The 25,329-nt window shown below is 40.7% G+C and carries 27 protein-coding genes and 1 pseudogene; 10 read left to right on the top strand and 18 right to left on the bottom strand.

The window, feature by feature from the left end; all coding sequences use genetic code 11:
* Positions 1-67 precede the first annotated feature (67 nt).
* Positions 68-253: a YhzD family protein gene (locus O2Q26_RS15840; RefSeq protein WP_289216813.1), complete on the top strand. Its 186-nt coding sequence runs from the start codon at positions 68-70 to the stop codon at positions 251-253.
* Between the two features lie 37 nt (positions 254-290).
* On the opposite strand, the gene O2Q26_RS15835 is transcribed toward O2Q26_RS15840, so the two are convergent.
* From O2Q26_RS15835 to O2Q26_RS15820, 4 genes are all read right to left on the bottom strand, one after another.
* Positions 291-1,064: an enoyl-CoA hydratase gene (locus tag O2Q26_RS15835; protein WP_289216812.1), complete on the bottom strand. Its 774-nt coding sequence runs from the start codon at positions 1,062-1,064 to the stop codon at positions 291-293.
* Between the two features lie 129 nt (positions 1,065-1,193).
* Positions 1,194-1,553, bottom strand: a complete 360-nt coding sequence (locus O2Q26_RS15830; protein ID WP_253937242.1) for a YlbF/YmcA family competence regulator — start codon at positions 1,551-1,553, stop codon at positions 1,194-1,196.
* A gap of 86 nt (positions 1,554-1,639) precedes the next feature.
* Positions 1,640-2,776 (bottom strand): DUF445 domain-containing protein, encoded by a 1,137-nt coding sequence (locus tag O2Q26_RS15825; protein ID WP_289216811.1) that lies wholly within the window; start codon positions 2,774-2,776, stop codon positions 1,640-1,642.
* Between the two features lie 542 nt (positions 2,777-3,318).
* The gene (locus O2Q26_RS15820; protein ID WP_289216810.1) at positions 3,319-3,720 is read right to left on the bottom strand and encodes a ferritin-like domain-containing protein; all 402 of its coding nucleotides are present in this window, start codon (positions 3,718-3,720) and stop codon (positions 3,319-3,321) included.
* A 112-nt stretch (positions 3,721-3,832) separates the two neighbouring features.
* Here O2Q26_RS15820 and O2Q26_RS15815 point away from each other — a divergent pair, with 112 nt between their 5' ends.
* The gene (locus O2Q26_RS15815; protein WP_289216809.1) at positions 3,833-3,994 is read left to right on the top strand and encodes a hypothetical protein; all 162 of its coding nucleotides are present in this window, start codon (positions 3,833-3,835) and stop codon (positions 3,992-3,994) included.
* A gap of 44 nt (positions 3,995-4,038) precedes the next feature.
* Here O2Q26_RS15815 and O2Q26_RS15810 read toward each other — a convergent pair whose 3' ends face one another.
* Positions 4,039-4,320, bottom strand: coding sequence for a metal-sensitive transcriptional regulator (locus O2Q26_RS15810; RefSeq protein ID WP_289216808.1), 282 nt, complete (start codon positions 4,318-4,320; stop codon positions 4,039-4,041).
* 118 nt (positions 4,321-4,438) lie between these two features.
* Between O2Q26_RS15810 and O2Q26_RS15805 the strand changes: the two genes are divergently transcribed.
* The 3 genes from O2Q26_RS15805 to O2Q26_RS15795 all read left to right on the top strand — a co-directional run bounded on the left by O2Q26_RS15805 (position 4,439) and on the right by O2Q26_RS15795 (position 7,827).
* On the top strand, positions 4,439-5,338 hold the full coding sequence (locus O2Q26_RS15805; protein ID WP_289216807.1) for a PucR family transcriptional regulator: 900 nt from the start codon (positions 4,439-4,441) through the stop codon (positions 5,336-5,338).
* A 119-nt stretch (positions 5,339-5,457) separates the two neighbouring features.
* Entirely contained in the window at positions 5,458-6,558 is a 1,101-nt protein-coding gene (locus tag O2Q26_RS15800) for an ABC transporter ATP-binding protein (RefSeq protein ID WP_289216806.1), read from the top strand.
* Positions 6,559-6,729: 171 nt separating this feature from the next.
* Positions 6,730-7,827, top strand: coding sequence for an ABC transporter ATP-binding protein (locus tag O2Q26_RS15795; RefSeq protein ID WP_289216805.1), 1,098 nt, complete (start codon positions 6,730-6,732; stop codon positions 7,825-7,827).
* A 67-nt stretch (positions 7,828-7,894) separates the two neighbouring features.
* On the opposite strand, the gene O2Q26_RS15790 is transcribed toward O2Q26_RS15795, so the two are convergent.
* Together O2Q26_RS15790 and fumC are read right to left on the bottom strand one after the other, a co-directional pair.
* The gene (locus O2Q26_RS15790) at positions 7,895-8,095 is read right to left on the bottom strand and encodes an alpha/beta-type small acid-soluble spore protein (RefSeq protein WP_253936448.1); all 201 of its coding nucleotides are present in this window, start codon (positions 8,093-8,095) and stop codon (positions 7,895-7,897) included.
* Between the two features lie 118 nt (positions 8,096-8,213).
* Positions 8,214-9,602, bottom strand: a complete 1,389-nt coding sequence (fumC, locus tag O2Q26_RS15785) for a class II fumarate hydratase (protein ID WP_289216804.1) — start codon at positions 9,600-9,602, stop codon at positions 8,214-8,216.
* Positions 9,603-9,912: 310 nt separating this feature from the next.
* Here fumC and O2Q26_RS15780 point away from each other — a divergent pair, with 310 nt between their 5' ends.
* Positions 9,913-10,821: a zinc dependent phospholipase C family protein gene (locus O2Q26_RS15780; RefSeq protein ID WP_289216803.1), complete on the top strand. Its 909-nt coding sequence runs from the start codon at positions 9,913-9,915 to the stop codon at positions 10,819-10,821.
* 22 nt (positions 10,822-10,843) lie between these two features.
* Here O2Q26_RS15780 and O2Q26_RS15775 read toward each other — a convergent pair whose 3' ends face one another.
* On the bottom strand, positions 10,844-12,139 hold the full coding sequence (locus tag O2Q26_RS15775; protein WP_289216802.1) for an MFS transporter: 1,296 nt from the start codon (positions 12,137-12,139) through the stop codon (positions 10,844-10,846).
* 92 nt (positions 12,140-12,231) lie between these two features.
* Here O2Q26_RS15775 and O2Q26_RS15770 point away from each other — a divergent pair, with 92 nt between their 5' ends.
* On the top strand, positions 12,232-12,852 hold the full coding sequence (locus O2Q26_RS15770; RefSeq protein WP_289216801.1) for an NAD(P)-dependent oxidoreductase: 621 nt from the start codon (positions 12,232-12,234) through the stop codon (positions 12,850-12,852).
* Positions 12,853-13,791: 939 nt separating this feature from the next.
* Here O2Q26_RS15770 and O2Q26_RS15765 read toward each other — a convergent pair.
* From O2Q26_RS15765 to wrbA, 3 genes are all read right to left on the bottom strand, one after another.
* The gene (locus O2Q26_RS15765; RefSeq protein WP_289216800.1) at positions 13,792-14,625 is read right to left on the bottom strand and encodes a M15 family metallopeptidase; all 834 of its coding nucleotides are present in this window, start codon (positions 14,623-14,625) and stop codon (positions 13,792-13,794) included.
* A 247-nt stretch (positions 14,626-14,872) separates the two neighbouring features.
* Positions 14,873-15,115 (bottom strand): IDEAL domain-containing protein, encoded by a 243-nt coding sequence (locus O2Q26_RS15760; protein ID WP_253936442.1) that lies wholly within the window; start codon positions 15,113-15,115, stop codon positions 14,873-14,875.
* A gap of 334 nt (positions 15,116-15,449) precedes the next feature.
* On the bottom strand, positions 15,450-16,058 hold the full coding sequence (wrbA, locus tag O2Q26_RS15755) for an NAD(P)H:quinone oxidoreductase (RefSeq protein ID WP_289216799.1): 609 nt from the start codon (positions 16,056-16,058) through the stop codon (positions 15,450-15,452).
* Between the two features lie 439 nt (positions 16,059-16,497).
* On the opposite strand from wrbA, the gene O2Q26_RS15750 reads away from it, so the two are divergent.
* Entirely contained in the window at positions 16,498-17,376 is an 879-nt protein-coding gene (locus O2Q26_RS15750) for a cation diffusion facilitator family transporter (RefSeq protein WP_289216798.1), read from the top strand.
* A 65-nt stretch (positions 17,377-17,441) separates the two neighbouring features.
* On the opposite strand, the gene O2Q26_RS15745 is transcribed toward O2Q26_RS15750, so the two are convergent.
* The 4 genes from O2Q26_RS15745 to O2Q26_RS15730 all read right to left on the bottom strand — a co-directional run bounded on the left by O2Q26_RS15745 (position 17,442) and on the right by O2Q26_RS15730 (position 19,634).
* Positions 17,442-17,972 carry a GNAT family N-acetyltransferase gene (locus tag O2Q26_RS15745; protein WP_289216797.1) on the bottom strand — a complete coding sequence of 177 codons (531 nt, stop codon included), beginning with the start codon at positions 17,970-17,972 and terminating at the stop codon, positions 17,442-17,444.
* 98 nt (positions 17,973-18,070) lie between these two features.
* The gene (locus tag O2Q26_RS15740; RefSeq protein ID WP_289216796.1) at positions 18,071-18,595 is read right to left on the bottom strand and encodes a hypothetical protein; all 525 of its coding nucleotides are present in this window, start codon (positions 18,593-18,595) and stop codon (positions 18,071-18,073) included.
* Between the two features lie 59 nt (positions 18,596-18,654).
* Complete coding sequence (locus O2Q26_RS15735) at positions 18,655-18,948, bottom strand: AzlD domain-containing protein (RefSeq protein WP_289216795.1); 294 nt, start codon at positions 18,946-18,948, stop codon at positions 18,655-18,657.
* Positions 18,945-19,634: an AzlC family ABC transporter permease gene (locus O2Q26_RS15730; protein ID WP_289216832.1), complete on the bottom strand. Its 690-nt coding sequence runs from the start codon at positions 19,632-19,634 to the stop codon at positions 18,945-18,947. Before O2Q26_RS15730 ends, O2Q26_RS15735 begins: the two co-directional genes overlap by 4 nt.
* Positions 19,635-20,429: 795 nt before the next feature.
* On the opposite strand from O2Q26_RS15730, the gene nhaC reads away from it, so the two are divergent.
* Positions 20,430-21,809, top strand: a complete 1,380-nt coding sequence (nhaC, locus tag O2Q26_RS15725) for a Na+/H+ antiporter NhaC (RefSeq protein ID WP_289216794.1) — start codon at positions 20,430-20,432, stop codon at positions 21,807-21,809.
* A 1,164-nt stretch (positions 21,810-22,973) separates the two neighbouring features.
* Here the strand turns inward: nhaC and O2Q26_RS15720 are convergent.
* Together O2Q26_RS15720 and O2Q26_RS15715 are read right to left on the bottom strand one after the other, a co-directional pair.
* Positions 22,974-23,351: pseudogene (locus O2Q26_RS15720) on the bottom strand (GNAT family N-acetyltransferase); the annotation flags it as partial.
* A gap of 15 nt (positions 23,352-23,366) precedes the next feature.
* Positions 23,367-23,498 carry a hypothetical protein gene (locus tag O2Q26_RS15715; protein WP_289216793.1) on the bottom strand — a complete coding sequence of 44 codons (132 nt, stop codon included), beginning with the start codon at positions 23,496-23,498 and terminating at the stop codon, positions 23,367-23,369.
* A gap of 107 nt (positions 23,499-23,605) precedes the next feature.
* Here O2Q26_RS15715 and O2Q26_RS15710 point away from each other — a divergent pair, with 107 nt between their 5' ends.
* Positions 23,606-24,439, top strand: coding sequence for an MBL fold metallo-hydrolase (locus tag O2Q26_RS15710; RefSeq protein WP_289216792.1), 834 nt, complete (start codon positions 23,606-23,608; stop codon positions 24,437-24,439).
* 21 nt (positions 24,440-24,460) lie between these two features.
* Here the strand turns inward: O2Q26_RS15710 and O2Q26_RS15705 are convergent, their stop codons facing one another.
* Positions 24,461-25,234, bottom strand: a complete 774-nt coding sequence (locus O2Q26_RS15705) for a cobalamin-binding protein (protein WP_289216831.1) — start codon at positions 25,232-25,234, stop codon at positions 24,461-24,463.
* Positions 25,235-25,329: the final 95 nt, after the last annotated feature.

Below are 25,329 nucleotides of genomic sequence, written 5' to 3'. Positions count from 1 at the left end.
GCAGGAATTTCGGCAGTTTATGCCTAATATATAAAATGAGGCACCATTCACCTAGGAGGTTCTTTTAATGAAGAAATATTATCTTACCGTATTTGAGAAAGATGGAACGAATGTTCTTGATGAAATAATTGAGGCCCGTGATGATAAAGAGGCTAAACGAATAGGTCAAGCAACTCTAGAAGATAAAGGATTTTTAGAATATACACACCGCTGTGCCGCACCTGAAGGTCACCTTGTATTGTTCCATAGGTAACCACATAAAAAGTCGCGTGAGACACGCGACTTTTTACTTATTTTCCTTTGAATTTAGGTTCACGTTTCTCTAAAAAGGCTTGTACTCCTTCTTTATGATCGGAAGTCTGCCTTAATTTCCACTGCGACCGCCTTTCTTTTGCTAAGTATTGCAAAAGCTGATCCATACCGTATTGGTGATAGATTTTTTTTGAGGCTATCATGGATTGCAACGGTCTCACGGTCCATTTTTCAGCAAGCTTTTCTGCTTCCAGTTGAATATCCTTTTCAAAAACTGAATCGATCAATTGATGGTCATATGCTTCTTCAGCCTGTAAGTTCTCTCCCTGCCAGGCAAACTGTTTGGCTCGGTGAGTACCTAATCGCTTTTCTAAAAAGAAATGACCGCCGCCATCAGGTGCAAGACCGATTCCGATAAAATTCATAGATAGCTTCGCATTTGCTTCAGCTATTAAATAATCAGCAGACAGGGCGATGCTTAAACCTAAACCGACGACAGGACCGTGCAAGGCAGCAAGAACAATTTTAGGCATGGAATAGAAGCCAGTTACTATTCGTTCAATATCGTTCATGACTTGATCATAAACTTCTGGATCACTAACTTCCTTCATCATTGTGACGTCTCCGCCTGCACAGAAGCCACCGCCCGCACCCGATAAAACGACGATCTGTGTATCTTCATCATTTTTCACGTTCTCAACGATATCAGCAAATTCCCGCAGCATCTCTACATGTAAAGCATTGTATTTTTCTCCGCGGTCCAGTTTTAAAAAAGTAATGGATTTTTTCTTCTTTACCTTAAAATAATTCATGAGTATCCCCCTCGACAGTAGTGTCCCTATATTAATAGTTCGCCACGACGCTCCAAATCCCTTGCTTTTTTTACAAAAATTTCATAAAAAAAAGCCACCCATTACAGGTGGCTCTTTAAAGGTTGTTTCTTATTGTTGTGGTTCTTCAGGATTACCATAAAGCTCTTCAAGAGGCTTTGTGATAATTTTACTTACGTCATTGATTACAGTGTTGAGACGCTGCTCTTCTTCCATAAGTTTAGAAATTTGAGGGTGCTGCTGAACAAGTTCGACAACTTGACGTGCCTGCTCAACTTCTTCCTCTGAAATCTCTTCACCTTGCATTTGTTTTTGCTGAAGAGTGATTTGGGTCTGACGGAAATCTTCGAACATTTTCTTCGCAGCTTCGTCATTCATTACCGCTTCATAAGCGTCTTTTAAACCGTTGAATTCCTCGCTATTGCGAATTGCTTTTTCTAGTTCATATGCGTGATCATAAATATTAGACATAAATGATTTGAACCTCCTACGTTAATAAGTTTCGAATTCCTTCCTCACTATAACAAACATGTTAAGCCATGTATAGGAATAGGGGGTTATCCGAATAAAAGCACTAGAATTCCTTGAAAAATCCCTATCATCCCACCTAATAATGCCCCTAGATATGTGATCATTTTAAATTCTCTTTTAGAAATTCCAAGCACCATTTCTTCCAGACGGCCAACATTGAATGAATCGACTTCTTCTTGGACAATTTCAGACAAGTGCATCGATTCCATCATCTTTTCGATTCTGGAAGAGATAAGTACAGTGGCTTTAGGAACGAGAAGAGGCACCACGTCAAATATAATCCGAGATTGAAACGATTTTGACCACTCCGCTATTGATGTATTCAGCCACTTTTCAATAGGTAGAGTTCTTGTAACGGCTTGTCCAAGTCCTTTTGTAATCGTATGTTTACCTACCTGGTTCTCAAAATAGCTTAACCGCTGATTTAACGCGGAATATAATTCACTGCGAAGCATAGTTTGCAGCCAGTCCGTCGTTTCTCCTGCTGTAACATATCGAATAATGACAGGATGCACTCGGTCGATGACTCGCTCTGATCCCATAAAAGATTGAATCATATTACCCAGGAATCCTTGTTTATTCAAATAATCATCAATTAAGTCACCTACTTTTTCTTTACCTTCCGGGCTCGCTAAGAAAAGGTGCACTTTCTCTTGAATATAAACAGCGAGTTGGTCAGCTCCGGCCTCTGCCTTGTCCGACCACTTATCAGTAATAAGATCCTTAAGCCTTTGATCACGATATTTTTCCATCAATCCCTCATAGCGATCTTCTATCCAAGTCGAAATGGATTCTTCAACGTGCTGCGTATCTATATTCATTTCTAAATTCTCAAATAAATCCTGGAGGGTCGCCTCATGATTCAATGCTTTTTCAACTTCTCGTTGAGCGAAATTCGTCAGTTGATTCTGAAATTCCTGTCCTTCTATTTTCCGTTTTAATCCTTCTGCCGTCAAAAGGTGCTCGACAACCATTCTCCCTAGCTGCTTCGCTAATTCCGGCTGCCTTTTTGGAATTAATCCAGGCGTAAAAGGAAGCCTATACTTACCTATATATATGGCCTTATAAGGACGAAAGAGCATTTTTATGGCTAACGAATTCGTAACACCGCCAATGGCCGCTCCTATGACCATCATTAAAATAATTAGTACGATTGCATTCATAAATTATTTACCTCTTTTCAAACAATGAACTTCAGTCCAATTATAGAGCAATAATGCTTCACTGGCCAACTAGAGATGACGACCAAAATTCTGAGATTATCTAATTATTTTAAAATAGCGTAAATTAAAACTCAGTATCGATTTTCAAATTCTCTCTCGCATCTAAAAGAGCTGTTCTTTTTGCTGGTGTCCGTGAAAACTGCAACGATCCGCCAGGCCTCCACCCAGTCGTCTTGTTAAAATATAATTAAGATAAGTACCCTATCATTTTATTAAGCACACGTTGTTGTTAATATTCATAAGAGTTATTCAACAATATGTCAGGATAGTGGAAGACTTGGATTCGTGACATTGGGTGATTGGATCAGGGCGGCGGGGAATAGCGATCCGTTTTCTAAAGCCACCTCCTTCTCATTTAAAAGCCTCCAAACTGAGTTTTCAACATAAGAGAGCTTATATGAATATCAACACGGAAATTTAACAGATCCTAAAAATAAAAAGAGTGCGAACCACTTAAAGGTTCCACTCCTGATTATGTTTATTTATAATCTCACTAAGATCTTCTCAAGACGATTTGCACGCTCCATTTCGTCTGTCATTGCGATGAAAAATGGCTGATAGGCATCTGGACTGGGAATCATGTAAAGCATTTCCCTATACATTTCAACTGCTTCAAATGTATTGCGTCTGGCCTTGTCCGCACCTTGTTCAAAAGTAATATATTCAACGAATTTAGGATCAAAAGAGTGATAACAATCTGTAAGTTGGTAATAAAGATGTTGAAACATGTAATAATGTTTTGCTTCATCTTCTTCTGCAAGTTCAATGTCATTCATGCACGATTCGTCTGGTGCATCTTTTTTTAATCTTTGATAAAACTCATTGGCAGCCCACTCATTTTCAATGGCGCGTTCTAGCACCCTCAAAAAGTTCTTTTCCCTCATAGTTATGCCTCCCTTGCTTTTATATTTATGATAGAGGGCAGGTAATATGTTTCTTTACTATTCGGATACGTGAGGATTAAGAGGGAGACAATATAGACACGGAGGTGATGAGTTGGATAAAAGAAGAAGTGAATCCGCTGAAGGAAAAGATCGATTCGAGCTCGATGTCGATCGCATGATCAATGAAGGAATGGCCGGGGGACGGCCTCGATCTTCCTATGGGCATGAGCAAATTGGAGAAGTTCACCCTATTCCTGAAGAAGATGCAAAATAAAGAAAGATGCTGCTCACTTGAGCAGCATCTTCTAATTTTAATGGTTATCGGCTTTTAACAATCATATTAACGGCTTCATTGATCAATTCCTCCGCAGATTCGCCTTCCTCTTCTGCTACCTTGATGCAAGTTTCTAAATTTTTCGCTACAATATAGCCTATAGCACGGTCCATTGCTGACCTGGCAGCCGATAACTGAGTGATGACATCTTTACATTCTTTATCTTCTTCCATCATTTTCAAAACTCCGCGCACTTGGCCCTCGATTCTTTTTAAACGGTTCTTCGTTTCTTGCGGATACTCGTATTTATTTCTTATATCTGTCATATTAATTGCCCCCTACTTAACTTAATTAGAACCAAAATATCGTGTATACTGGCGATAACCGATTATTTTTATCTATATTATCATATTAATAAATTTCATTGTAAAAAGGAAGTTTTCTATGTCACTGACTGATCAATTAAAAGAAGATTATCCATCCTTGATTGAAGTAAAGGATCACACACACATCCCTTCTCATCCTTACAAATTTTTTCGCACCAGCGAAGATAAAATTATAGGTATTGCACAAGAGGAAATGAGCGAACGAGAGGCCAGACTTCTATCGGCATTCATGACCCCTTTTGAATTTCCTGACTTTAAACTCTCTCATCAAGAACGCGTGTGGAAAGAGTATCTTGAAGGTGATACAGAGGAGCTCATTTTACCTAGTAATCCTTATAAAATTCGTTATGTATTCTTTTCTCTAGCTGATCAAAGTTTAGACACTGACGATTTCCAAGAGGCCCTTCAAGCTCTTTTTCCCGAAGAAATGCCCCTAATATGGCAAAACAGTCAGGAAGGCTTCATTATCGAAGAATTCTTTAAAAAAGACCAGGAACCGATTTCTTTTGAAATGGTGATCGACATCTTAATGAGTGATTTTTATACAAAGCTTCAATTTTACATCAGCGATGAGATCTACGATATAAATCAATATCGCAGGGCATTTGAGTGGGCTAACCGTTGTTCTGTGCTTTCAAAAAAATATCAGCCGGCGGAAGTAGTTCACTTCCATGATGTCATCCCCTACTTGTTTATTGACGCAATCCCAGCAGAGGACCTTGCATCTCTTCAGCATTCTATTTTATCTGAAGCGGAAGAGGACATTGAACTGCTTCGGACCATTAGAGTATTTCTCGAGTCTGGTTCCAATACCTCGCTCGCTGCCAAGCTTTTGTTTATGCACCGTAACTCACTGCAATATCGTGTAGATAAATTCATTGATAAAACTGGTGTTGATATCAAGCAATTTGAAAAGGCGGCCATCGTCTACTTATTGCTAATCTACTTGAACCCGTAATCAGAGTGCACAAAAGCCATTTTGGTTCTTTGTGCACTTTGTCCATTTACCAGCCTTCGTAACTTCGCTACACTATAAACATACAAAAGAAAGCGATTTCACATGAGGAGGATTTTAAAATGGCAGAGCTAAAGTTAAATAATATTGAAAAAGTATATGATAAAAAGGTGAAGGCGGTTGATGATTTTAATTTACATATCGGAGACAAAGAATTTGTCGTCTTTGTAGGTCCCTCTGGTTGCGGAAAGTCCACTACCCTTAGAATGATTGCTGGATTGGAAGAAATCTCGGGCGGAGATTTTATGATTGATGAAAAAAGAATGAACGATGTAGCTCCTAAAGACCGTGATATAGCGATGGTTTTCCAGAACTACGCACTATATCCACATATGAATGTCTACGATAATATGGCATTTGGACTAAAGCTGCGCAAAATGGATAAAAAAGAAATTGAACAGCGTGTAAACAATGCAGCGAATATTCTTGGTTTGGAAGCTTTATTAGACCGTAAACCGAAAGCGCTGTCAGGTGGTCAGCGTCAGCGTGTTGCTCTGGGCCGCGCTATCGTTCGTGATGCGAAAGTATTCTTGATGGATGAGCCTCTTTCCAACCTGGATGCCAAACTACGTGTGCAAATGCGTGCTGAAATTCAAAAGCTTCACCAGCGCCTGCAGACAACAACTATTTATGTAACACACGACCAAACTGAAGCGATGACCATGGCGACTCGTCTTGTTGTCATGAAAGATGGACTCATTCAACAAGTTGGCGCTCCAAAAGAGGTTTACGATAAACCCGAGAACGTATTTGTCGGCGGATTCATTGGTTCTCCCGCTATGAACTTCTTTAACGGAACATTAAGTGAAGGACATGTTAACTTAGGTGGAGACGTCAATATCGCTATTCCTGAAGGTAAACTGAAAACACTTCGTGACCAAAATTATATCGGGAAAGAAGTAATTCTTGGAGTGCGCCCAGAAGATATGCATGATGAGCAGTTATTTATTGATGCTAACCCTGACAAGAAAATTAAGGCGGATATAGAAGTTGCTGAATTGATGGGTGCCGAATCCTACCTTTACTCCCGCATCCATGATCAAGAATTTATCGCTCGTGTTGATTCCCGTTCTGATGTGAACGGCGGAGATAAAATTGAGCTTGCCATTGATATGAACAAAGTTCATTTCTTTGATGCAGACAGTGAACTGCGTATCCGATAACATAGTAAATACAAAAGCAGCCTCAAAATGAGGCTGCTTTTTTTATGCACCGACATTATGCACAAATTAACACTAAAGGGTTTGTGCATAACTTACATTTACCTTCCTTACCTTCTAAGCTAAACTTCTAATATACAGAAAATACTGAATATTATCTGGAGGTGGGTTCTTATGGCTCAATTAGTCCTGGATCGAGTGGAAAAGATTTATGACAAAAAATTTAAAGCTGTAAAAGATTTCAATTTACATATTGGAGATGAAGAATTTATAGTGTTTGTCGGTCCTTCTGGATGCGGAAAATCTACAACATTACGCATGATTGCAGGCCTTGAAGTCATTTCAGGAGGGAACTTCTTAATTGACGACATCCGTATGAATGACATTCCACCTAAGGATCGCGACATCGCGATGGTTTTTCAAAATTATGCCCTCTATCCTCATATCAACGTATATAAAAATTTAGCATTCAGTTTAAAAGTAAGGAAAATGGATAAAAAAGAAATTGACCGACGAATCCAGGAAGCTGCTAAAATCCTTGGATTAGAGGCCTTGCTTGACCGTAAACCAAAAGCACTATCCGGTGGTCAAAGACAGCGTGTAGCGTTAGGTAGAGCCATCGTACGTGATGCTAAAGTATTTTTAATGGATGAACCTTTGTCTAACCTTGACGCAAAATTAAGAGCTCAGATGAGAACAGAAATCCAGAAGCTGCACCAACGTCTTAAAACTACTACTATCTATGTAACACATGACCAAACTGAAGCGATGACAATGGCTACCCGGCTAGTCGTAATGAAAGACGGGTTCATTCAGCAAGTCGGAACACCTAAAGAAGTATATGATACACCTGAGAACGTATTCGTCGGCGGCTTTATAGGATCTCCTGCTATGAATTTTTTTAATGGAAAAATTGAAAAAGGTTATTTTAAAATGGAAAAAATCAAACTATCTATTTCGAAAGATAAGCTCCAAGCATTGGAAAAACAAAACTTAATCGGAAAAAATATTATCCTGGGTATTAGACCTGAAGATTTCCAGGATGCAGTTCTAAATAATCATTCGTACAACAAAATAAGCGTGAACGTAGAAGTAGCGGAATTGATGGGATCCGAAACATATGTATATGCAAGTATGGGCGGCCAGGAATTCGTAGCTCGCGTAAAGTCTAGAGATGATATTCATGCAGGAGGCCGGCTTTCCTTAGGTTTAGATTTGGGGAAGGCACACTTTTTTGATGCCATAACCGAACAAAGAATCAAGTTAGAATAAAATTCACTTATAACTTCGAGAAATATAAAAAGAGAAAGGGCGCACCCTTTCTCTTCTTTCAATTTATTTATTTTTGTTGTCCACCGAACTGTTGTTCAGCCATTTGTACAAGACGTTTAGTGATTTCTCCACCTACAGAACCGTTAGCACGGGAAGTAGAATCAGCACCAAGCTGTACTCCGAATTCTTGAGCGATTTCGTATTTCATTTGATCTAAAGCTTGTTGTACTCCAGGTACAACTAGATTGTTTGAGCTGTTGTTAGCCATGTTGTCTCACCTCCTGTGTGTGATAGTAGTATGAGCACTGCCTTTAATTTTTATCACAAATTTTAATTGGTAATAAACGGTATATTAAAAGCTTGAGAACATGGCTAAATAAAATCAATCAAGAATTCGGTTTTGTCATAGCTTTAGGGTCTACGTACTGCTCAAATTGTTCTTCTGACAATAAGTCTAATTCAACAGCCGTCTCTTTAAGTGTTTGATTTTTTTCAAAAGCAGCCTTAGCGATTTTTGCGGCATTTTCATAACCGATGTGTGGATTCAACGCCGTCACAAGCATTAAAGAATCGCGTAAATATTTTTCAATTTGTTCATGATCAGGTTCCAAACCAGTTACACATCTTTCATCGAATGAAACAATACTGTCAGCAAGAAGCTGGGAGGACTGAAGGAAATTGTAAGCGATGACCGGTTTGAAAACGTTCAATTCGAAATTCCCTTGACTAGCGGCAAATCCAATGGTGGCATCATTCCCCATAACTTGGGCAGCTACCATAGTGATAGCTTCGCTTTGTGTTGGATTTACTTTACCCGGCATGATGGAACTGCCTGGTTCGTTTGCCGGAATAGTGATTTCTCCAATTCCGCATCTAGGGCCACTAGCCAACCAGCGCACATCATTGGCAATTTTCATAACATCAGCAGCTAAAGCTTTGACCGCTCCATGTGTGTGAACAAGTTCATCATGGGACGTTAAGGCGTGAAACTTGTTAGGTGCTGAAACAAACGTATTGGACGTTTCTTTATTGATATGTTCGACCACTTTGTTAGAAAAATCGACATGAGCGTTTAAGCCTGTGCCTACTGCTGTACCGCCAATAGCCAATTCTTTTACATATTTTGTACTTTCAATGAGCATATTTTCTGTTTTCTCAAGCATACGGTGCCATCCGCTGATTTCCTGCCCTAATGTCAACGGAGTCGCGTCCTGAAGGTGGGTCCTTCCGATTTTCACAATGTCTTGAAACGCTTCCATTTTTTCTTTTAATGTTTGTTTGAATTGAGTAACTGCTGGAAGTAATACTTCTTCCACTTTACGCACTGCAGCAACATGCATAGCTGTAGGGTACGTATCATTCGAGCTTTGGGATTTATTGACGTCATCATTGGGATGCAGCTTCAAATCGCTGTTCTCCTCAGCCAGCCACTTATTACCTACATAAGCGATGACTTCGTTAACATTCATATTTGACTGGGTGCCGCTGCCCGTCTGCCAGACCACTAATGGAAAATGTTCTTCTAGGTCCCCGCTTATGATAAGGTCAGCTGCATATCCAATAGCCTGCGCTTTTTTCTCTTCTAATAATCCTAATTCAAAATTAGCTTTAGCCGCACTTTTTTTCAAAATCGCAAAGCCTTCAATAACTTCTGTCGGCATTTTCTCTTGGCCAATTGGGAAATTCTCTTTACTGCGCTGTGTTTGAGCTGCCCAATATTTATCGTTTGGGACTTTAATTTCACCTAATGTGTCTTTTTCAATTCGATAATCCATGAAGATCCTCCCTTATTGAACTAAGATTCCACCTATAATTGTATCAATTTTCTAATAAACAATCATTAACAACCCTTTCGATTATGTCGAAATTTAAATAATCAGAGTATTTACATTATTCTAACTTTGTTGTATTATAAATTTAACAAGAAGAAAGGAGGCAGAAACAGAAAGTCCTACATATTTTCCACTAAGGAGGGTTGGAGAGCTTAAGCTGTTTTTGCTTGATCTTTTCAAATGGGTAATGGTTTAGAAAAAGAGCCTGGGTAGGCTCTTTTTTATGTAGTAAACTATAAATGGAGGTGAAATCATGCCAAATATTTGGACACACATTTTATTTGCGGAAGATCTCTGTATGAAATTAGAAAGAGAGGATCTTTTGGCTACTTCAGAACGTTCGCTTTATTTAGGAGCCCAAGGTCCAGATCCATTCTTCTATTATAATTTTTGGCCGAAAGCAAGCGATCATGGTGTCCCTGAAGCAGGCATGCAATTACATACAATGAATTGCGGTGATTTTTTAATCGAAATGATTGAGCGCGGGAAGTCGCGAAAACATAATTCTCAAGCTTATATCCTTGGTTTCGTCAGTCATCATATGTTAGATCGGATCACTCACCCTTATATCCATTATAAATCAGGGTATGAAGGGAATAAGCATCAAGCATTGGAGGTGGCTATTGATACAATTATGATGGAAAAGCACCGCCGGGTCATCACTTGGCTGACACCGGTTCACCCTTATATTAACCTGTCGGATCAAACAGTTGAGGAAATAGAATCATGGCTGAAAGCATGTATCGAGAACCATTATGATCTTGATGTGCCTTCTTCTTTCATCAAAAAATCCTTCAAAGATATAGTGCGGGCCCAACGAGTTTTATTCGATCCATATGGCTATAAAAATAAACTGCTTGGTTCTGCTGTTTCTTCTTTCTCTCATCGTCCTATAGTTGATGACAAGGATTATTTGAATATGGAGCAGCTTATGTGGAGACATTCCGCAACCAACGAAGTGAGAAGAGCTTCATTTGAGCAGCTCTATGCCCAGGCTTTAGAAGAAGCTTGCGCCCTTTATAAAGAAATCCTTCTTTATTGGAGTGAAGATTCAGACGCTCGTATAGAAACAATTAAGAGCATGGTTCAAAATATATCCTACGATACAGGTTTGCCTATATCTTTAAAAGCAGTTAATAAATATGCTTCTCCGATAGTGTAACAAGCAGGCCTTCCTGCTTGTTTTATGTTTTTATGACAGGTTCGAATTCCGGGTTCGTTTGCGCCTCCGCTTCTTCTTTTCCTTTATCTATGTCTACAAATCTCAATAAAACGATGCCTGCAATGAAAAATACGATAAGAGATAATATTCCTAAGCGGCTAGAGCCAGTCAACTGGCCGACTAGTGCAAAAGCGAATGGGCCGAAAATAGCTGAAAACTTAGCAGAAATGCCGTAAAACCCAAAAAATTCACCATGCCGGTCCCCAGGCACCATTTTTCCAAAAATCGAACGGCTTAAGGATTGTGCCCCTCCCTGTACAAGACCGACACAAATCGCAAGTATATAAAAATGAAGAGCTGACGTCATAAAGTACCCTAGGCCTACGATTACTAAATATATATATAGGGAGAGAGTAAGAGCCTTTTTGGCTGAAATTTTGCCAGCCAAAAATCCAAAAAAGAAAGTACAGGGTATACCTACAAATTGAGTAATCAAAAGGGCAATGATGAGGGAGTTACTGTCTATCCCTATATCCCTGCCATAAATGGTAGCCATTTTTATTATGGTGGAAATGCCGTCATTATAGAGCCAGAATGCGATTAAGAATAACAACAGCTGCTTAAATTTCTTTATTTCTTTAAAAGTGTGCGTTACACGTTTGAACCCTATGCTGATAAAGGATTTAGTTCTTTTAGAAGTATGTTTTTTCTCTTCCACGATATTTCTAAATAACGGAATGGAAAAAATAAACCACCATACCCCTACAGAAATAAAAGCCAGCCTTGTGCCAGCAAGCGTGTCAGGAAGTCCGAACCATTCGTATTTCATGATCATAAGCAAGTTAATTGCTAATAGAACTCCTCCACCCATGTAACCGAACGCAAACCCCCAAGAAGAAACCTTATCCATATTGTTTTCTTCAGACACTTCAGGCAAAAAAGCATCGTAGAAAGCATTGCCTCCAGAAAAACCTATAGTTCCGACAATCAATAAAATGGAAGCTAAAAGGTACCCGCCTTCTCCCACAAACGCTAGCATCACACTCGCGATCATCCCCATAAAAGCGAAGAACATCAGGAATTTCTTTTTAGCTGCTGAATAATCACTGATCGCTCCAAGAATTGGTGCTAGAAGAGCGACGATTAAAACGGCTATAGATTGGGAATATCCCCAGTAGCTCGTCGCTAAAGATTCATCTAATCCTTTGGCTGCTACATCATAATAAAATATAGGCAGAACTGCCGCCATGATGGTCGTTGCAAAAGCTGAATTTCCGACATCATACAAGACCCAGCTCAACACAGGTTTCTTTTTCATAAGGCTCTCCCCATCTCCTAATTGTCTTATAATCAGCTTAGCAAAAGATACGTGAAAATAGAGAAAATATTTATATTATAAGGAGTTTTTTTATGAAGATTGCAGTATTCGGTGCAACCGGCCGTGTCGGTTCTAACGTAGTGCAGCTTGCTTTACAGGCAGGCTGGGAAATAAAGGCACTCGTCAGAGATATACCAAAAGCTGAGTCCTTGATTCCAGGTGCTCATTTAATTGAGGGTGACGCAACTATCAGCGAAGATGTAGAAAAAACAATTCAAGGGTGTGACCTCGTCTTCAGTGCGTTGAGTACGGACAAAACGGATACATTATCGAAGACCTTCCCCCTTATTATAGATCATATGATCAGCCATAGAATCGACAGAATCATTACCGTGGGGACCGCAGGTATTTTGAACAGCAGGCTTGAAAAAGGGAAATATAGATATCAGTCCAAGGAGTCTAAACGACGATCTACTTTCGCTGCTGAAGAACATCAGAAGGTTTATCAAAGTCTGGCTAAAAGCAACCTGGACTGGGTCATCCTTTGCCCTACCTACTTACCAGATGGTGAGAACGAAGGAGAGGTGCGCTACGAGGAAAATTTCCTGCCTGAAGGGGGAACCCGTATAACGGTGAAAGATACCGCCCTTTTTGCTTTTAAAGAAATTAAGGAAAATGAATTCCATTATACAAGAGTAGGTTTAAGTTATTGACCAACCAAAAACACAGCATTAGTAGTTTCGTTCCTGAAAACAACGAAACCCATCTCCAAGTGAAATAAGCGAATGTCATCACTACTATTTACAAGGCTTTGTTAAAGTTCCGTGTTGATATTCATATAAGCTCCCTTTAGTGGAAGACTGACTTTCGAGCCATAATGACAATTTAGGGGCCGAGGGAAACGGACCGCTTTCCCTCCGCCCCTCTGCCTAATAAGTATCGAGAAACCGCTTCAAGAAAAAGCAAATATTTCTGTTAGTACGCTGATTCTAGTACCAAGTTTCTAATGTTGCAAAACCTTGCTATAAAACTTTATAATCCGAAAGAACGGAGGGATGAAAGACGCTTCGCTTGAGTGAAAGTAGTTCTTTTTCTCAATTACTTCTAATTGGGGATTGGGGAACTGCGCCGCACCTTTTTTTAAGAGCAAAAGCGCTTCGTTCTTAGCTGCCGGAGATAAAGGGAACACGAAGAACGGAGGGATTCGATGTTTCCTTATCGTACAGAAGTGAAGAGAGTCTCGTTAACCCGCTAAGCGTCGAAGCTCGAATACACGGGTAAGATGAGATCGTGGCATTCGCTTTATATTGAAAGTGGGGTTGGGAAAGGTTGGTGCAAGAGAGTTTTTTGCTTCTCATGTCTTAGTTCCGTCAGTAATATACGTTAGGTGGTTTTAGGAATGGGCGAGACTCCTGTGGGAAGAGAGTGATTGATGAGATCCCGGAAGGCGGCAGCCTGAGGAAGCTCACTGCACTCCCACGGAAAGCGAGTCCATTCCTAAAACCACCTTCCACTATCCTGCCCTATTGTTGAATAACTCACTTATAAACATCAACAACCACCCTTAACATAGCCATTTACAAAAGACTAGGATAGAAAAAAGGCCGGCTATAAAAGTCTACTTCTTAGACTTTTATAGCCGGCCACATATATTATTCGGGATAGAAACCAAAAAATTCTTCTAAAGTTCCCCCACTCTCGTGTATTTCTGCTGATAAATCTTTACCAATGTATCTTAAATGCCATGGTTCATATTCATAACCTGTTATATCAGAAGTGCCTTCCAGGTATCGAATAACAAAACCATGTTCGTGGGCGTGGTCTGCCAGCCATTCTCCTTCTTCAGTGTCAATAAAACTCTGGTCCAATTTAAATTCCATCTCAGGGGACGTTACATCCATCGCAAGACCCGTCTGATGTTCACTCGTACCAGGTCTGGCAGAAAACTTGTCAGCTTCCTCTTGACCTCTCTCCGCCACATTGTTTTCATAAATCGTTTTTTGTCTATCATAAGAACGGTATCCAGAGGTTGCGTATAAATCTAACCCTTGCTCATCAGCCGCATTAAAAAGCTGTTCCAGGGCATCAGCAGCCTCTGGCTGCATATACTTTTTCGGATGATCATCATCAAATGGAAAACGAACGTCTGGCACAACTAATTCATCCGGTTCATAGCCTTCTGGAAGTTTGCGGTTTTTATTTACTACTACCTCTTTAATATCCGGTTCCTGAATAACAGTAAGTCCATCTTCATCTTCTCGTTCATCCAGATTCTCTGCGAAAGCATTCGCATATTCACTTTCATTCTGCAATTCTTCTTCCTCATTTGACGACGCTTCAGCCTCCCCATTTTCTTCTGCCTCGTCATTTGTTTCAGGAGTTTGATCTTCCTGTGGGGCTTCAGGTTCACTTGTGGTGTCTATTACTGAACAAGCAGTCAATAAAAAGCTAAAAGATATTAAAATAACCGTTAATTTTCTTCGCATGATTAAGTACCTTCCTAATTGTAAAATAGTCCTCATAACTATAACATTATTTAAATCTTTCTGTACAAAATAAACAGCTATGTTAAACGTGGGAATGACATGCTTTTCCATCTACACACTCGCTTCTAAGAATAGAAAGCAAAATCATTCTTCCATACTACGCATCTTATGCGAAACGATAAATCAAGTAGGAGTTTTAACAGGTTCATAAAAAAATGCCGCTCACAATGAGCGGCATTCTGTACATCTATTTCAAAGTGTAATATTTATAATTTTGACTTAATCTTTCAAACTCTTCACGATCGTTGTTATCAATTGCTAAATTTATCTTTTCGTCCAATCTTTCTTTATTGAACTGAAAACATAGTTGGTCTAGAAGCAGTTTCGAGGCTAGCTTAATTCCAAAGGACAATTCTCTTTTGGCAGTGATTTCACGATTTCTGAATCCAGGATCACGACGTAGCACATATATTAGCTTTTGCTTTCTCATGAGAATACCCCCTATTGCTTTTTTTCATTATGAAGCATTTCGAAGCATAACGCAATAATATTCTGAATATTTAGTTATATAATTCCCAGGAAAGTTCGAATATAAACCTCTGTAGAGCCATTTACACTCATTTATTTTTTTTAGAACATATTGTATTTGCATACCCCGCTCGATTTTGTTTGCAATCTATGTAAAGTTAACGTTTTTCTCACCCACCTTACCTCCTGACAATCACCGAAACCGTTCTTTCATCTAAGGAACTTATATTAAAAATCCTTAATGATTGAGAAGAGACAAAAAAAGATCCCTTGATACGGGATCTTTGATTTGCATATTAACCGTTTACGATTTTTTTGGCTACTTCCAATGTTCTGTTCACCTGATGACGTACAGCTCCTTCAACATCCTCTTTCATGTTACCTTCCCCATCCACCGTCACACTAGTGCCGTATGGGTTCCCTCCTGCAGAAAAAATAGAATTATCTGAGTATCCAGGAGAAGCGACAATTGCACCCCAGTGGAACATTGTCGTGTACAAATTCAGAAGTGTTGCTTCTTGGCCTCCATGCGGGTTTTGTGCTGAAGTCATGCCGCTGACAACCTTATTCACTAGTTTGCCTTGCGCCCAAAGACCGCCTGCTTGATCAAGAAATTGTTTAGTTTGAGCCGGAAGCGTTCCAAACCTGGTAGGCGAACTGAAAATAAAAGCATCAGCCCAGTCGAGGTCTTCCACTGTAGCTAAAGCCACTTTATCTTTCGTTGCCAAGTAGTGTTCTTTCCATGCCGGATTCTGTTCAATCGCTTCCATTGGCGCCAATTCAGGTACGCGTACTAATTTAACTTCAGCACCTGCGTTCTTTGCAGCATCTTCTGCCCATTGAGCCATCTTGTAGTTCGTTCCGGTTGAACTGTAATAAATGATCGCTAATTTTACATCAGCCATGAACAAATCTCTCCTTTAGTTGGGTTTATGAATCGTTCTCCGGCTTATTGTAACCTCGTCTTTATTCGTAATACACGATACATATACCCAATCTTTTTTTATTCAAAACTAAGAATCTCGAAATTGAGATTATATTGTGCTAATGTCAAGTGGAGGACTTATTGTTAATAAGGCAACACGAGGAAATAGTTTATTATTGTGAACTTTCTCCTGAGGGATATTCTTATGAATAATCCATTTCCCTTATATTTAATCTTACGAAGGGTAACTATATAATTATGAAGCCCTTCCCTGTAATACGTAAGGAGTTGAGCCAGCGCAAATAACCTTACCATCTCCAAGGGATGTGAATCAGGGTAGTTTTTTTTCTCTAGACCCAAATACATCGGGTTTGGTAAGCTTAACCATGCTTTAAAGTTAGAGAGTGGAGGAAAGAAGTATGGGCGAATATGAAAATTTAAAAAGGGGAGAGCGCGGAGCATGGGTTAGTATTATCGCATACCTGATTCTTGCGGTGACAAAATTGTTCGTTGCTTCAATCGGTAACTCTGAAGCCTTACGTGCGGACGGTTTAAATAATACGACAGATATTGTCGCCTCTGTGGCTGTTCTCATCGGCTTGAAAATTTCCAGAAAGCCTCCAGATGAAGATCATCATTACGGGCACTTCAAGGCTGAGACGATCGCCTCATTAATCGCAGCTTTTATTATGGTCACCATAGGATTAGAAGTAATCTTCGGTACGTTCCAGGACATTATTAATCAAGAAGTTTCTGAGCCTTCACTTTTAACAGCATGGACCGCCCTGACTGGAGCTGCAATTATGTTCGGGGTTTATAAATATAATATTAACCTCTCCAGTAAAGTAAATAGCAACGCCCTCTATGCAGCCGCTCAAGATAATAAATCTGACGCGCTCGTAAGTGTCGGTGCGGCGATAGGGATTTTCGGAGCTCAGCTCGGTATTTACTGGCTAGATCCTTTAGCCGGTTTGATCGTGGGAATTATAATATGTAAAACGGCATGGGATATTTTTTATGACGCGAGTCACAGATTAACTGATGGGTTCGATGAACAAGAAATTGAATCGATCCGTAAATTAATTGAAGCCCATCCAGACGTATGGGCTGTAAAAGATGTAAAAGGCAGACTGCAAGGAAACCAGACCCTTGTAGATGCGACAATACACATAAACCCAAGTCTTACTATCGAACAAGGCCATGTGATTACTGATGAAGTAGAAAAAATACTAGAAGAAGAGCTGCACATTTATCATGCTCATATCCATATAGAACCTTATGATTATAAAAATGAATAAAATTTCTGCTTTCTAAAAAAGCTGTCAATCAGAAAAGGTTGACAGCTTTTTTTACAATGAAGGGATCATAATCTGTCTAACAAATCATTAATATCATTCCACCCATATGCCGTTTCTTCATAAGTACCCGATCCGATTGTAACTTCCTCTGCTTCTACCGGTTTGGCTCCTAAAACTTTATAAAAATTAGCAGACGGGTTCCTAGTCAACACCCATACAAGCAAAGACTGATAACCGGCGGCTTTCATGGCCTGTGCAAATGAATTGAGAAGCCAGCTTCCATATCCGATTCTCTGGTACTCATCCAATAAATAAATGGCATAAATTTCCCCATCATAGGTATAATTCTTCGTCCGTTCCTTCCCACCGGAAACAAATCCCACTACTTCCCCTTTATTATTCTCGATCACAAAGGCAACTTGCCCGTTAATAGGCGATTTTAACACCGTTTCCCACAAAGCCATTCTATTCTCTAACGTGATATTACTCATATCTTGCTCGTCTATTAAATCTTTATATGTAGATTTCCAGCTTTTAATGTGGATATTTGCAATTTGTTCAGCATCCTCCAGCTGAGCCACTCTCACGTGTGCCATTATTATCTTCCCCTTTTTCCCCTAGGTCATGATTATATTTTATCAGAAAAAAGGGTATCGCGCTTGTGATACCCTCTGATAAAAGCACTTTAATAAGGTTAACAACTGAAGCTGGCAATACGATTAGAATCGATTCCAAAGTAATCCCAGCGACGGCGATTAGGTCGCCATCGATAGCCTGCGACTGAAGTCCTGCCTATGAAAACAGGGAAGAACCAAAAGCGTTGACCATTGTTTAAACGAATCCACGTATATCGGTACAGGCAGCCATAAAGAGATCCAGGGTCTACTGCGAAAAGTTCCGCTCCCTGAGCTGATGCAGGTGGAGAACTAGGTGGTGGAGGCAGCTGATCCGCTGAAAAAGGCGGGGCTTGAGGTGATCCACCGCCAGGCTGACCTGGGAAGCCGCCTGGACCCCCTTGACCCTGACCATATCCTGGAAAGCCGCCCGGGCCACCTTGACCTGGGCCGTACCCTGGAAAGCCGCCTGGGCCACCTTGACCTGGGCCGTACCCTGGAAAGCCGCCTGGGCCACCTTGGCCGCCGCCCGGGCCAGGTCCAAATCCGGGCAAACCGCCCGGTCCGCCTGGGCCGTACCCTGGAAAGCCATTTTGTCTGTGCATAACAATTCATCCCCTTCGTGAAGTCTCAATATACGTTATGCCAGGACTGGGCGGGCGTGCTAAAAAGTCATTAAAAAGACGGAGGCTATAGCCCCGATGATGACTATTATGATGTTCAAGTTCAGCCATGCAAGTAAAATGCCGACCATACCTGCAATGACACCAATTTGTGGAGCCTCAGGCTTTACGCTCAAGATCCCCGGAAAGATCAATGCCCCGAGTGCTGCATAAGGAATAGCATTCAACCAACGATCCACCCATTTAGGGAAATGAACATAGTCCACTATGAAAGCCGGGAGTATTCTTGGTACTGCAGTCACAACCGCCATACCGATAATTGCCCAAATAATCATATATCTTCCCCCTCATCGTCTAAAATCCAAACACCACTGAGGCCGCCTAAAAGGGTACCGGCTACTATTGACCACCCTTCGCTCATTCCCCACGCTTGTAAGATAAAATTGACTGTCATAGCAATAAGGGCAATAAAGACAATTCGATGATGCTTTTTTACAGAAGGGATAAGAAGTCCAATAAACATAGCATAAAGTGCAACGCCCATGCTTTCGCTCAGTCTGGAAGGGATAACGTCCCCTAATGCCCCTCCAACGAACGAACCTCCGACCCACGAAAGATAAGCAGTTAGTATTAAAGAAGCGTAGAAATAGGCGCCGTACTTTTCCTTTGCTTCTTTTTTGTGTAAAGAAGACATCGTGAATGTTTCGTCTGTTAACCCTAATGACATAGGCAGCTTTGCACGAAATGTGATCTCCTTTAAACGATTCATGAATGACAAGCTCATGACAAAGTGTCTGAAATTCAATACAAATGCAGCAATTATGATTTCAATGGCTCCAGCCCCTGCTGAGATCATACTGACAGCTAAAAATTGAGCAGCACCCGCAAACACTAAAACACTCATTAAAGTAAGTTCTGAAATCGACATCCCTGATTGGCCGGCTAAGACACCATATGTCAGAGCTACGGGCAAATATCCAAGCACAATCGGGAAACCAGCAGCGGCTCCACGCCTGGCCATGTGTAAGCGGCTTTCAGATTTTGGGATATGTATGGATTGAGTATTGTTCAATGTACGTTACTCCTCTCTTTCAATCATAGATTACCTTCGTCTGTAAAGGTGATCTATGTTAAACGATTTATAGATTTATTTAATGATATGACAGGGTTCGCACACGGAAGAAGGTCCGGGAAATTGCGAGACTCCTTTTGTAAAAGCGGAAGCGCTTCGTTCAGCGGCGTATGGACTGGACTGAGCTGGCGGAGATATAGAAAACACGAAGAACGGAGTGATTCGATGTTGACTTATCGGACAGAAGTAAAGGAAGTCTCAGTAGCCGCTAAGCGCTGGAGCTGGATCGTCCCCCATAAGATTTATGAACTGGTTTACGGCTCTAGACTAATTTACGTGTAAGAGATGAGAGAACAGTACAGGGTGAGATCCCGGAGGGCGTTAGCCCGAGGAAGTTCACCGTACGCCCATGGAAAGTGAGCGATTTCCCGGACCTTCAATCTCTATCTTCACTTACGAAAACTTACTAATACTTCGAAACTGAGTATTCAAGATCAGGGATTTAAATACTAACATTTAACATTCAATTAAGGTTGAAAATAAATTGACATTCATCATACCGTGTTTTAATATTACACCTGTCTCTTCACCACATAAAAGCGTTTAAGTGGAAAAATGGAATTCCTGCTAATCGGAAATTTCATGTTTGTAAATTATAACATGTGCCACATCAAGGCACACCGTTTTGCTTCGGCTATGGTTTTACCATTGGCGAAATTCAATATATGTAAAAGGGGTATTAATATGTTTCATCTTAAACCAAAGCAGCTGCCAGGGTTTCTTGAATCCACTGCTATCATATTACTAATCATGACGATCATCGGCTATTTCATCATAGGTTTGGAAAGTGTACCTCATATTCCTCTCCTGCTCAGTATATTTATTATGATCACCTATGGCTTGTTCAAAAAAATGTCATTTCCTAATTTGCAGAATGGAATGGTTCAGGGAGCTCAAACCGGATTAGGGGCTGTACTGCTATTCTTTTTGATTGGTATTTTAATATCGAGCTGGATGGCCAGTGGAACGATCCCCGTTCTTATGAATACTGCTTTCGCACTAACAGGCGGTCCCTGGTTTTATGCCATTGCCTTCGGAATAACAGCTATTATAGGTGTGGCTCTCGGCAGTTCGTTTACTACTGCGGCAACCGTAGGTGTGGCTATAATTGGAGCGGCACAATCTACTGACTTTTCGCTTGCAATAACCGCAGGAGCTGTTGTTTCAGGTGCATTCTTTGGAGATAAGATGTCTCCATTATCGGACACAACCAATTTAGCCTCAACAGTTGTACACGTTGATTTATTCGATCACATTAAAAACATGGCATGGACCACAGTCCCCGCTTTTATCATTAGTTTCATATTATTCGCTATTCTTTCACCTGCAGCACAGATGGGCAGTGGTGAATTGTCCTCCGTGCAAGAAGGCCTGCAAACTACCGGCCTTTTGCATTGGAGTTCATGGATTCCTTTTGCACTACTAGTATTGTTGACGATAAGTAAACAATCTGCTTTCCTCTCATTAGCGGTTACCAGTGTTACAGCTACTCTAATTGCAGGAGTAAGAGGGACGATGTCGTGGAGTGAGTTATGGAATACTTGGTTTGGGGGTTACATTCACGAAACGGGTAATGAAGTCGTAAACGAGTTACTGACGCAAGGCGGAATGAACAATATGTTATTTACGATCGCTCTCGTTCTCTTAGCATTATCTTTAGGCGGGCTATTTTTTGTAACAGGAGTCATTCCTTCCATCTTAGAAAAAGTTCAGCATTCCCTGAATTCAGCGAAGTCCGTTACACTTTCGACAGCTTTGACTGCGATTGGAATTAATATTGCAATTGGGGAGCAGTACCTCTCTATTTTGTTAACAGGAGAAGCTTATCAGGAGCTTTATGAAAAAGTGAAATTAGCGAGGAAAAACCTGTCCCGAACATTAGAAGATGCTGGTACAGTAATCAACCCGCTTGTTCCATGGAGTGTATGCGGTGTTTTTCTATCAGACGTCTTGAGTGTCCCTGTATTAGTCTATCTTCCGTTCGCCTTTTTCTGTCTACTTTCTCCATTGCTGACCATTTTATATGGAATCACTGGAAAAACACTGACTCCATCTTCTAAATAAATGGCTCTGATAAATTTCCAAGTTGATATTCATATAAGCACCCTATAGTGGAAGACTCAGTTTCGAGATGATTGGACTGTTTCCGTTATGTTTAACAGAGGTAAGAGCTCCGGGAAATCACTCGCTTTCCGTGGGAGCGCAGTGAGCCTCCTCGAGCTAACGCTCTCCGGGGTCTCACCAAGCACTCTCTTCCCACAGGAGTCTCGCAATTTCCCGGAGCTCTTTGCGATGATTAGATGGTACGGAAACACCGATTTCAGGATGTCAGATGCTTCGCTGCAGTTATGATAAAAACTTGATATTGAGCTGTTTATCCCTATAAACAAACGCTCACCAAAAAACGAACATGGATAAAGAAGACGCACCTTCTTGCAAAAGGGTTCATTTCTAGCTTACTTTCACGGAAATGAAAAGCCTATTGGATAGTTAGTTTTTCTAAAACAACCGGTTGAATTATTCTGCAAACGTGGGTACAAGAGAGTTTCTGCTTCTCATTTCATAGTTCCGTCCCGTAATATAAGTTAGGGGTTTTAGGAATGTGCGAGGCTCCTACCTTTGAAAGCGAAAGCACTTCGTTCAGCGGCGTATGGACTGGACTGAGCTGGAGGAGATAAAGGAAACAAGAAGAACGAAGAGGTTCGATGATTCCGCACAGAAGTGAAAGAAGTCTCCTCATTCCTGTGTGTTGAGTTGAGAAAGGATTGGAATGTTTCCATTTTCTCATCCACCTTGCATTGGACGGCACGTAAACTAACTTAAAATTGTGGAGTTCAAAACATTTTAACCGTTGCACTGGAGTGTTATTCTCCCTCTTTAATTCAAAGTTTTCTTGTTAAGTGGATTTTGAGAAGCGCAAATATCGTGAGGGGCGGCGGGGAATGGGGAGACTCCTGTGGGAAGAGAGTGCTTGGTGAGATCCCGCAGGACGGGACGTCCGAGGAAGCTCACCGCGCTCCCACGGAAAGCGAGTCATTCCCCGCCGCCCTGATCCACTCATCAAATGTCTCGAAATCAAGTCTTCACCATCCTGCCATATTGTTGAATAACTCACTTATATCAAAATCGACAACCACCTTAAACATAGGTCTTCAAATGTAGTATTCAATAATTCTATTATGAAAAAGAACACATCAATGAAGGCAGGAGGCTATTATGCCCCCTGCACTATAATAAATTCTTTCTCAAAACAGATAAATTTGAGAACATGTAAACGACCATAGGGAGCCTTTCACCCTCTAACGTAATTTCCTCCCTATCATATAACCTGCCTTCCAGCTTTTCATAAAACCTGCCGTATTCATTTTTCTCAAGAACCCATACAATCATATGTTTATAACCCCTGTCGGTCATATTCGATACCAACTCATAGAGTAAGGATTTCCCTATACCTTGCCCTTGTGCATTTTCTAAAATGTAAATGGCATACAGTTCATAAGTCTCGTGCAAGTTTTCCTTTCTTACGGGACCTCCATCACAAAAACCTACTACCTCTCCATTCTCTTTTTGTCCCACATAAGTTTGCGAATCTTGTATTAAAATTCGCTTTTTCCATTTTTCTTATCTTTTTTCATTTGACATATTTTCCAAGTAGGTCGTTGGTACAATACCTTTATACGTCGTTTTCCAGCAATCTACACTTACCTTTGCTATGGCTTCGGCATCCCCTACTACTGCTTCTCCAACCTTCATTTCAACCACTCTTTTCCGGAATTTATTTTGACGATCACGAATAGAACACTCATCCTGCACTCACACTATTTATATATTTATCACCACATAAAGGAGTGTGCGGATCGATGAACCAAGAACCATTTGAAGAGCCAAAAGATGAAATTATCGATATGGAACACGCGGTAGCTGAAGAAATTTTAGCTGATGTAGCTTATTACCGAACTTTGATGGTGAACGTGGCCTTCATAGGTGATCCAGGAACAGAAGACTGGGTGCTTGTGGATTGTGGGATAGGTCATTACGCAAAAAGAATTATTGAAGCGGCAGAAAAAAGGTTTGGAAACATAGCCCCGAAAGCTATCTTACTTACACATGGCCACTTCGATCATGTCGGGTCAGCTAAAAAACTTGCTCAGCATTACGATGCGCGTATATATGCCCATCCCTTTGAAGTGGATTACCTCACAGGTAAAAGGTCATATCCTGTTGGTGATTCAACAGTAGGCGGCGGATTGATGTCCATTCTTTCTCCTTTTTACCCAACAAATCCTGTAGATCTGTCTAAGTGGATACATCCTCTGCCTGACGATGGAACCGTTCCCCACTTAAAACACTGGAGGGCGATTCATACCCCGGGACACACTCCAGGACATGTTTCTTTTTTTCGCCATAAGGATAGGACCCTATTATCAGGAGATGCTTTTATTACCGTAAAGCAAGAATCGAGTATGGCTGTATTTATTCAACACCAGCATGTTCACGGTCCTCCCGCTTATTTCACACCTAATTGGATTGAGGCAGAGAAATCTGTTAAGAAACTAGCCGCTCTTAACCCCAGGACGGCTTTAACCGGACACGGACTTCCTATGGAAGGGGAAATATTTCAAGAACAACTCTTAGAACTCGCAATGAATTTTAAAGAGCTAGCTATACCTAAACATCAAAGTAAATTACACTAAAGGCCGATGCACGGTCTTTTTTTATTGGAGCTCATCAAGAATTTCAGTTAGTTTGCTTAAGCCTTCTAACAAGCGAGGACTTGGACGGCAATATAAAGACTCTTCTAATACGTGAATATGTTCATTCTTAACAGCAGTCATATCGCTCCAACCCGGACGTTTTTTTATGAGTTCAGGATTCATCTTCTCTTCCTTCACTCCTACCCAAACCATACAAATATGTTCAGGGTTCCTCTTCTTAACTTCATCCCAATCTGTTTTTACATTTGCTTCTTTTTCTGTTTGAAAAATGTTGTATGCACCAGCCAGCTCACTTATTTCTGAAAGCCAGTTTGCCCGCCCCGGAGTAAATATAGGCTTCGGCCACCATTCCCAGTAAAGGGAAGGTCTTTCTTCTTTATCTAAAGCTTTCTCACGATACATTTCAATTGCACACCTGAATTCTTCAGATTTTTCTATCCCCAGTTTCTTTTCTCCTATGGCTTCCCCTACTCTGGCTATATCTTCGGCAATTTCTTCAAGTGAATTAGGGTTGAGTATGATGTAGGGAAGGTTATGAGCATCTAAACCTTCTATATTCTTTTCCATCCCTGGGACACTCAGTGACGCCAGCACAAGATCAGGCTGTAACGAAACAATCCTCTCTATATCAATGGATAAATCGGGTCCCAGCTTAGGCAGCTTTTTCACCTCTTCAGGAAAATCAGAATAATTGTCGACACCAATCAACAACTCTGTTTGTTCCAAATACGCTACAATTTCAGTATTGCTTGGGCAAATCGACACAATTCGAATAGGAACACCTCATTTTTCAGAATCCTCTGATGTTTCATTTTCAACCATTATAGCTTATATTTAGAATAAGGAAAAAGATAGAAAGGGTGAACAGT

The sequence above is a fragment of the Halobacillus campisalis genome (assembly GCF_030345335.1).
GTDB classification, from domain to species: domain Bacteria; phylum Bacillota; class Bacilli; order Bacillales; family Halobacillaceae; genus Halobacillus_A; species Halobacillus_A campisalis.
Note: the sequence above shows the minus strand (reverse complement) of the source record. Positions and strands in the feature narration are given on the sequence as shown.

What these genes read in the sequence shown, in the direction of transcription:
- O2Q26_RS15790 (WP_253936448.1), bottom strand. Translation starts at nt 8,095, where the DNA reads ATGGCTAACAACAGCTCAAACAATCTAGTTGTACCTGGAGTACAACAA.
- O2Q26_RS15775 (WP_289216802.1), bottom strand. Translation starts at nt 12,139, where the DNA reads ATGAAAAAGAAACCTGTGTTGAGCTGGGTCTTGTATGATGTCGGAAAT.
- O2Q26_RS15715 (WP_289216793.1), bottom strand. Translation starts at nt 23,498, where the DNA reads ATGAAGGTTGGAGAAGCAGTAGTAGGGGATGCCGAAGCCATAGCAAAG.
- O2Q26_RS15765 (WP_289216800.1), bottom strand. Translation starts at nt 14,625, where the DNA reads ATGCGAAGAAAATTAACGGTTATTTTAATATCTTTTAGCTTTTTATTG.
- O2Q26_RS15795 (WP_289216805.1), top strand. Translation starts at nt 6,730, where the DNA reads ATGGCTCAATTAGTCCTGGATCGAGTGGAAAAGATTTATGACAAAAAA.
- O2Q26_RS15770 (WP_289216801.1), top strand. Translation starts at nt 12,232, where the DNA reads ATGAAGATTGCAGTATTCGGTGCAACCGGCCGTGTCGGTTCTAACGTA.
- O2Q26_RS15810 (WP_289216808.1), bottom strand. Translation starts at nt 4,320, where the DNA reads ATGACAGATATAAGAAATAAATACGAGTATCCGCAAGAAACGAAGAAC.
- O2Q26_RS15820 (WP_289216810.1), bottom strand. Translation starts at nt 3,720, where the DNA reads ATGAGGGAAAAGAACTTTTTGAGGGTGCTAGAACGCGCCATTGAAAAT.
- O2Q26_RS15750 (WP_289216798.1), top strand. Translation starts at nt 16,498, where the DNA reads ATGGGCGAATATGAAAATTTAAAAAGGGGAGAGCGCGGAGCATGGGTT.
- nhaC (WP_289216794.1), top strand. Translation starts at nt 20,430, where the DNA reads ATGTTTCATCTTAAACCAAAGCAGCTGCCAGGGTTTCTTGAATCCACT.
- O2Q26_RS15710 (WP_289216792.1), top strand. Translation starts at nt 23,606, where the DNA reads ATGAACCAAGAACCATTTGAAGAGCCAAAAGATGAAATTATCGATATG.
- fumC (WP_289216804.1), bottom strand. Translation starts at nt 9,602, where the DNA reads ATGGATTATCGAATTGAAAAAGACACATTAGGTGAAATTAAAGTCCCA.
- O2Q26_RS15805 (WP_289216807.1), top strand. Translation starts at nt 4,439, where the DNA reads ATGTCACTGACTGATCAATTAAAAGAAGATTATCCATCCTTGATTGAA.
- O2Q26_RS15745 (WP_289216797.1), bottom strand. Translation starts at nt 17,972, where the DNA reads ATGGCACACGTGAGAGTGGCTCAGCTGGAGGATGCTGAACAAATTGCA.
- O2Q26_RS15830 (WP_253937242.1), bottom strand. Translation starts at nt 1,553, where the DNA reads ATGTCTAATATTTATGATCACGCATATGAACTAGAAAAAGCAATTCGC.
- O2Q26_RS15760 (WP_253936442.1), bottom strand. Translation starts at nt 15,115, where the DNA reads ATGAGAAAGCAAAAGCTAATATATGTGCTACGTCGTGATCCTGGATTC.
- O2Q26_RS15800 (WP_289216806.1), top strand. Translation starts at nt 5,458, where the DNA reads ATGGCAGAGCTAAAGTTAAATAATATTGAAAAAGTATATGATAAAAAG.
- O2Q26_RS15835 (WP_289216812.1), bottom strand. Translation starts at nt 1,064, where the DNA reads ATGAATTATTTTAAGGTAAAGAAGAAAAAATCCATTACTTTTTTAAAA.
- O2Q26_RS15840 (WP_289216813.1), top strand. Translation starts at nt 68, where the DNA reads ATGAAGAAATATTATCTTACCGTATTTGAGAAAGATGGAACGAATGTT.
- O2Q26_RS15825 (WP_289216811.1), bottom strand. Translation starts at nt 2,776, where the DNA reads ATGAATGCAATCGTACTAATTATTTTAATGATGGTCATAGGAGCGGCC.
- O2Q26_RS15730 (WP_289216832.1), bottom strand. Translation starts at nt 19,634, where the DNA reads ATGGCCAGGCGTGGAGCCGCTGCTGGTTTCCCGATTGTGCTTGGATAT.
- O2Q26_RS15740 (WP_289216796.1), bottom strand. Translation starts at nt 18,595, where the DNA reads ATGCACAGACAAAATGGCTTTCCAGGGTACGGCCCAGGCGGACCGGGC.
- O2Q26_RS15780 (WP_289216803.1), top strand. Translation starts at nt 9,913, where the DNA reads ATGCCAAATATTTGGACACACATTTTATTTGCGGAAGATCTCTGTATG.
- O2Q26_RS15735 (WP_289216795.1), bottom strand. Translation starts at nt 18,948, where the DNA reads ATGATTATTTGGGCAATTATCGGTATGGCGGTTGTGACTGCAGTACCA.
- wrbA (WP_289216799.1), bottom strand. Translation starts at nt 16,058, where the DNA reads ATGGCTGATGTAAAATTAGCGATCATTTATTACAGTTCAACCGGAACG.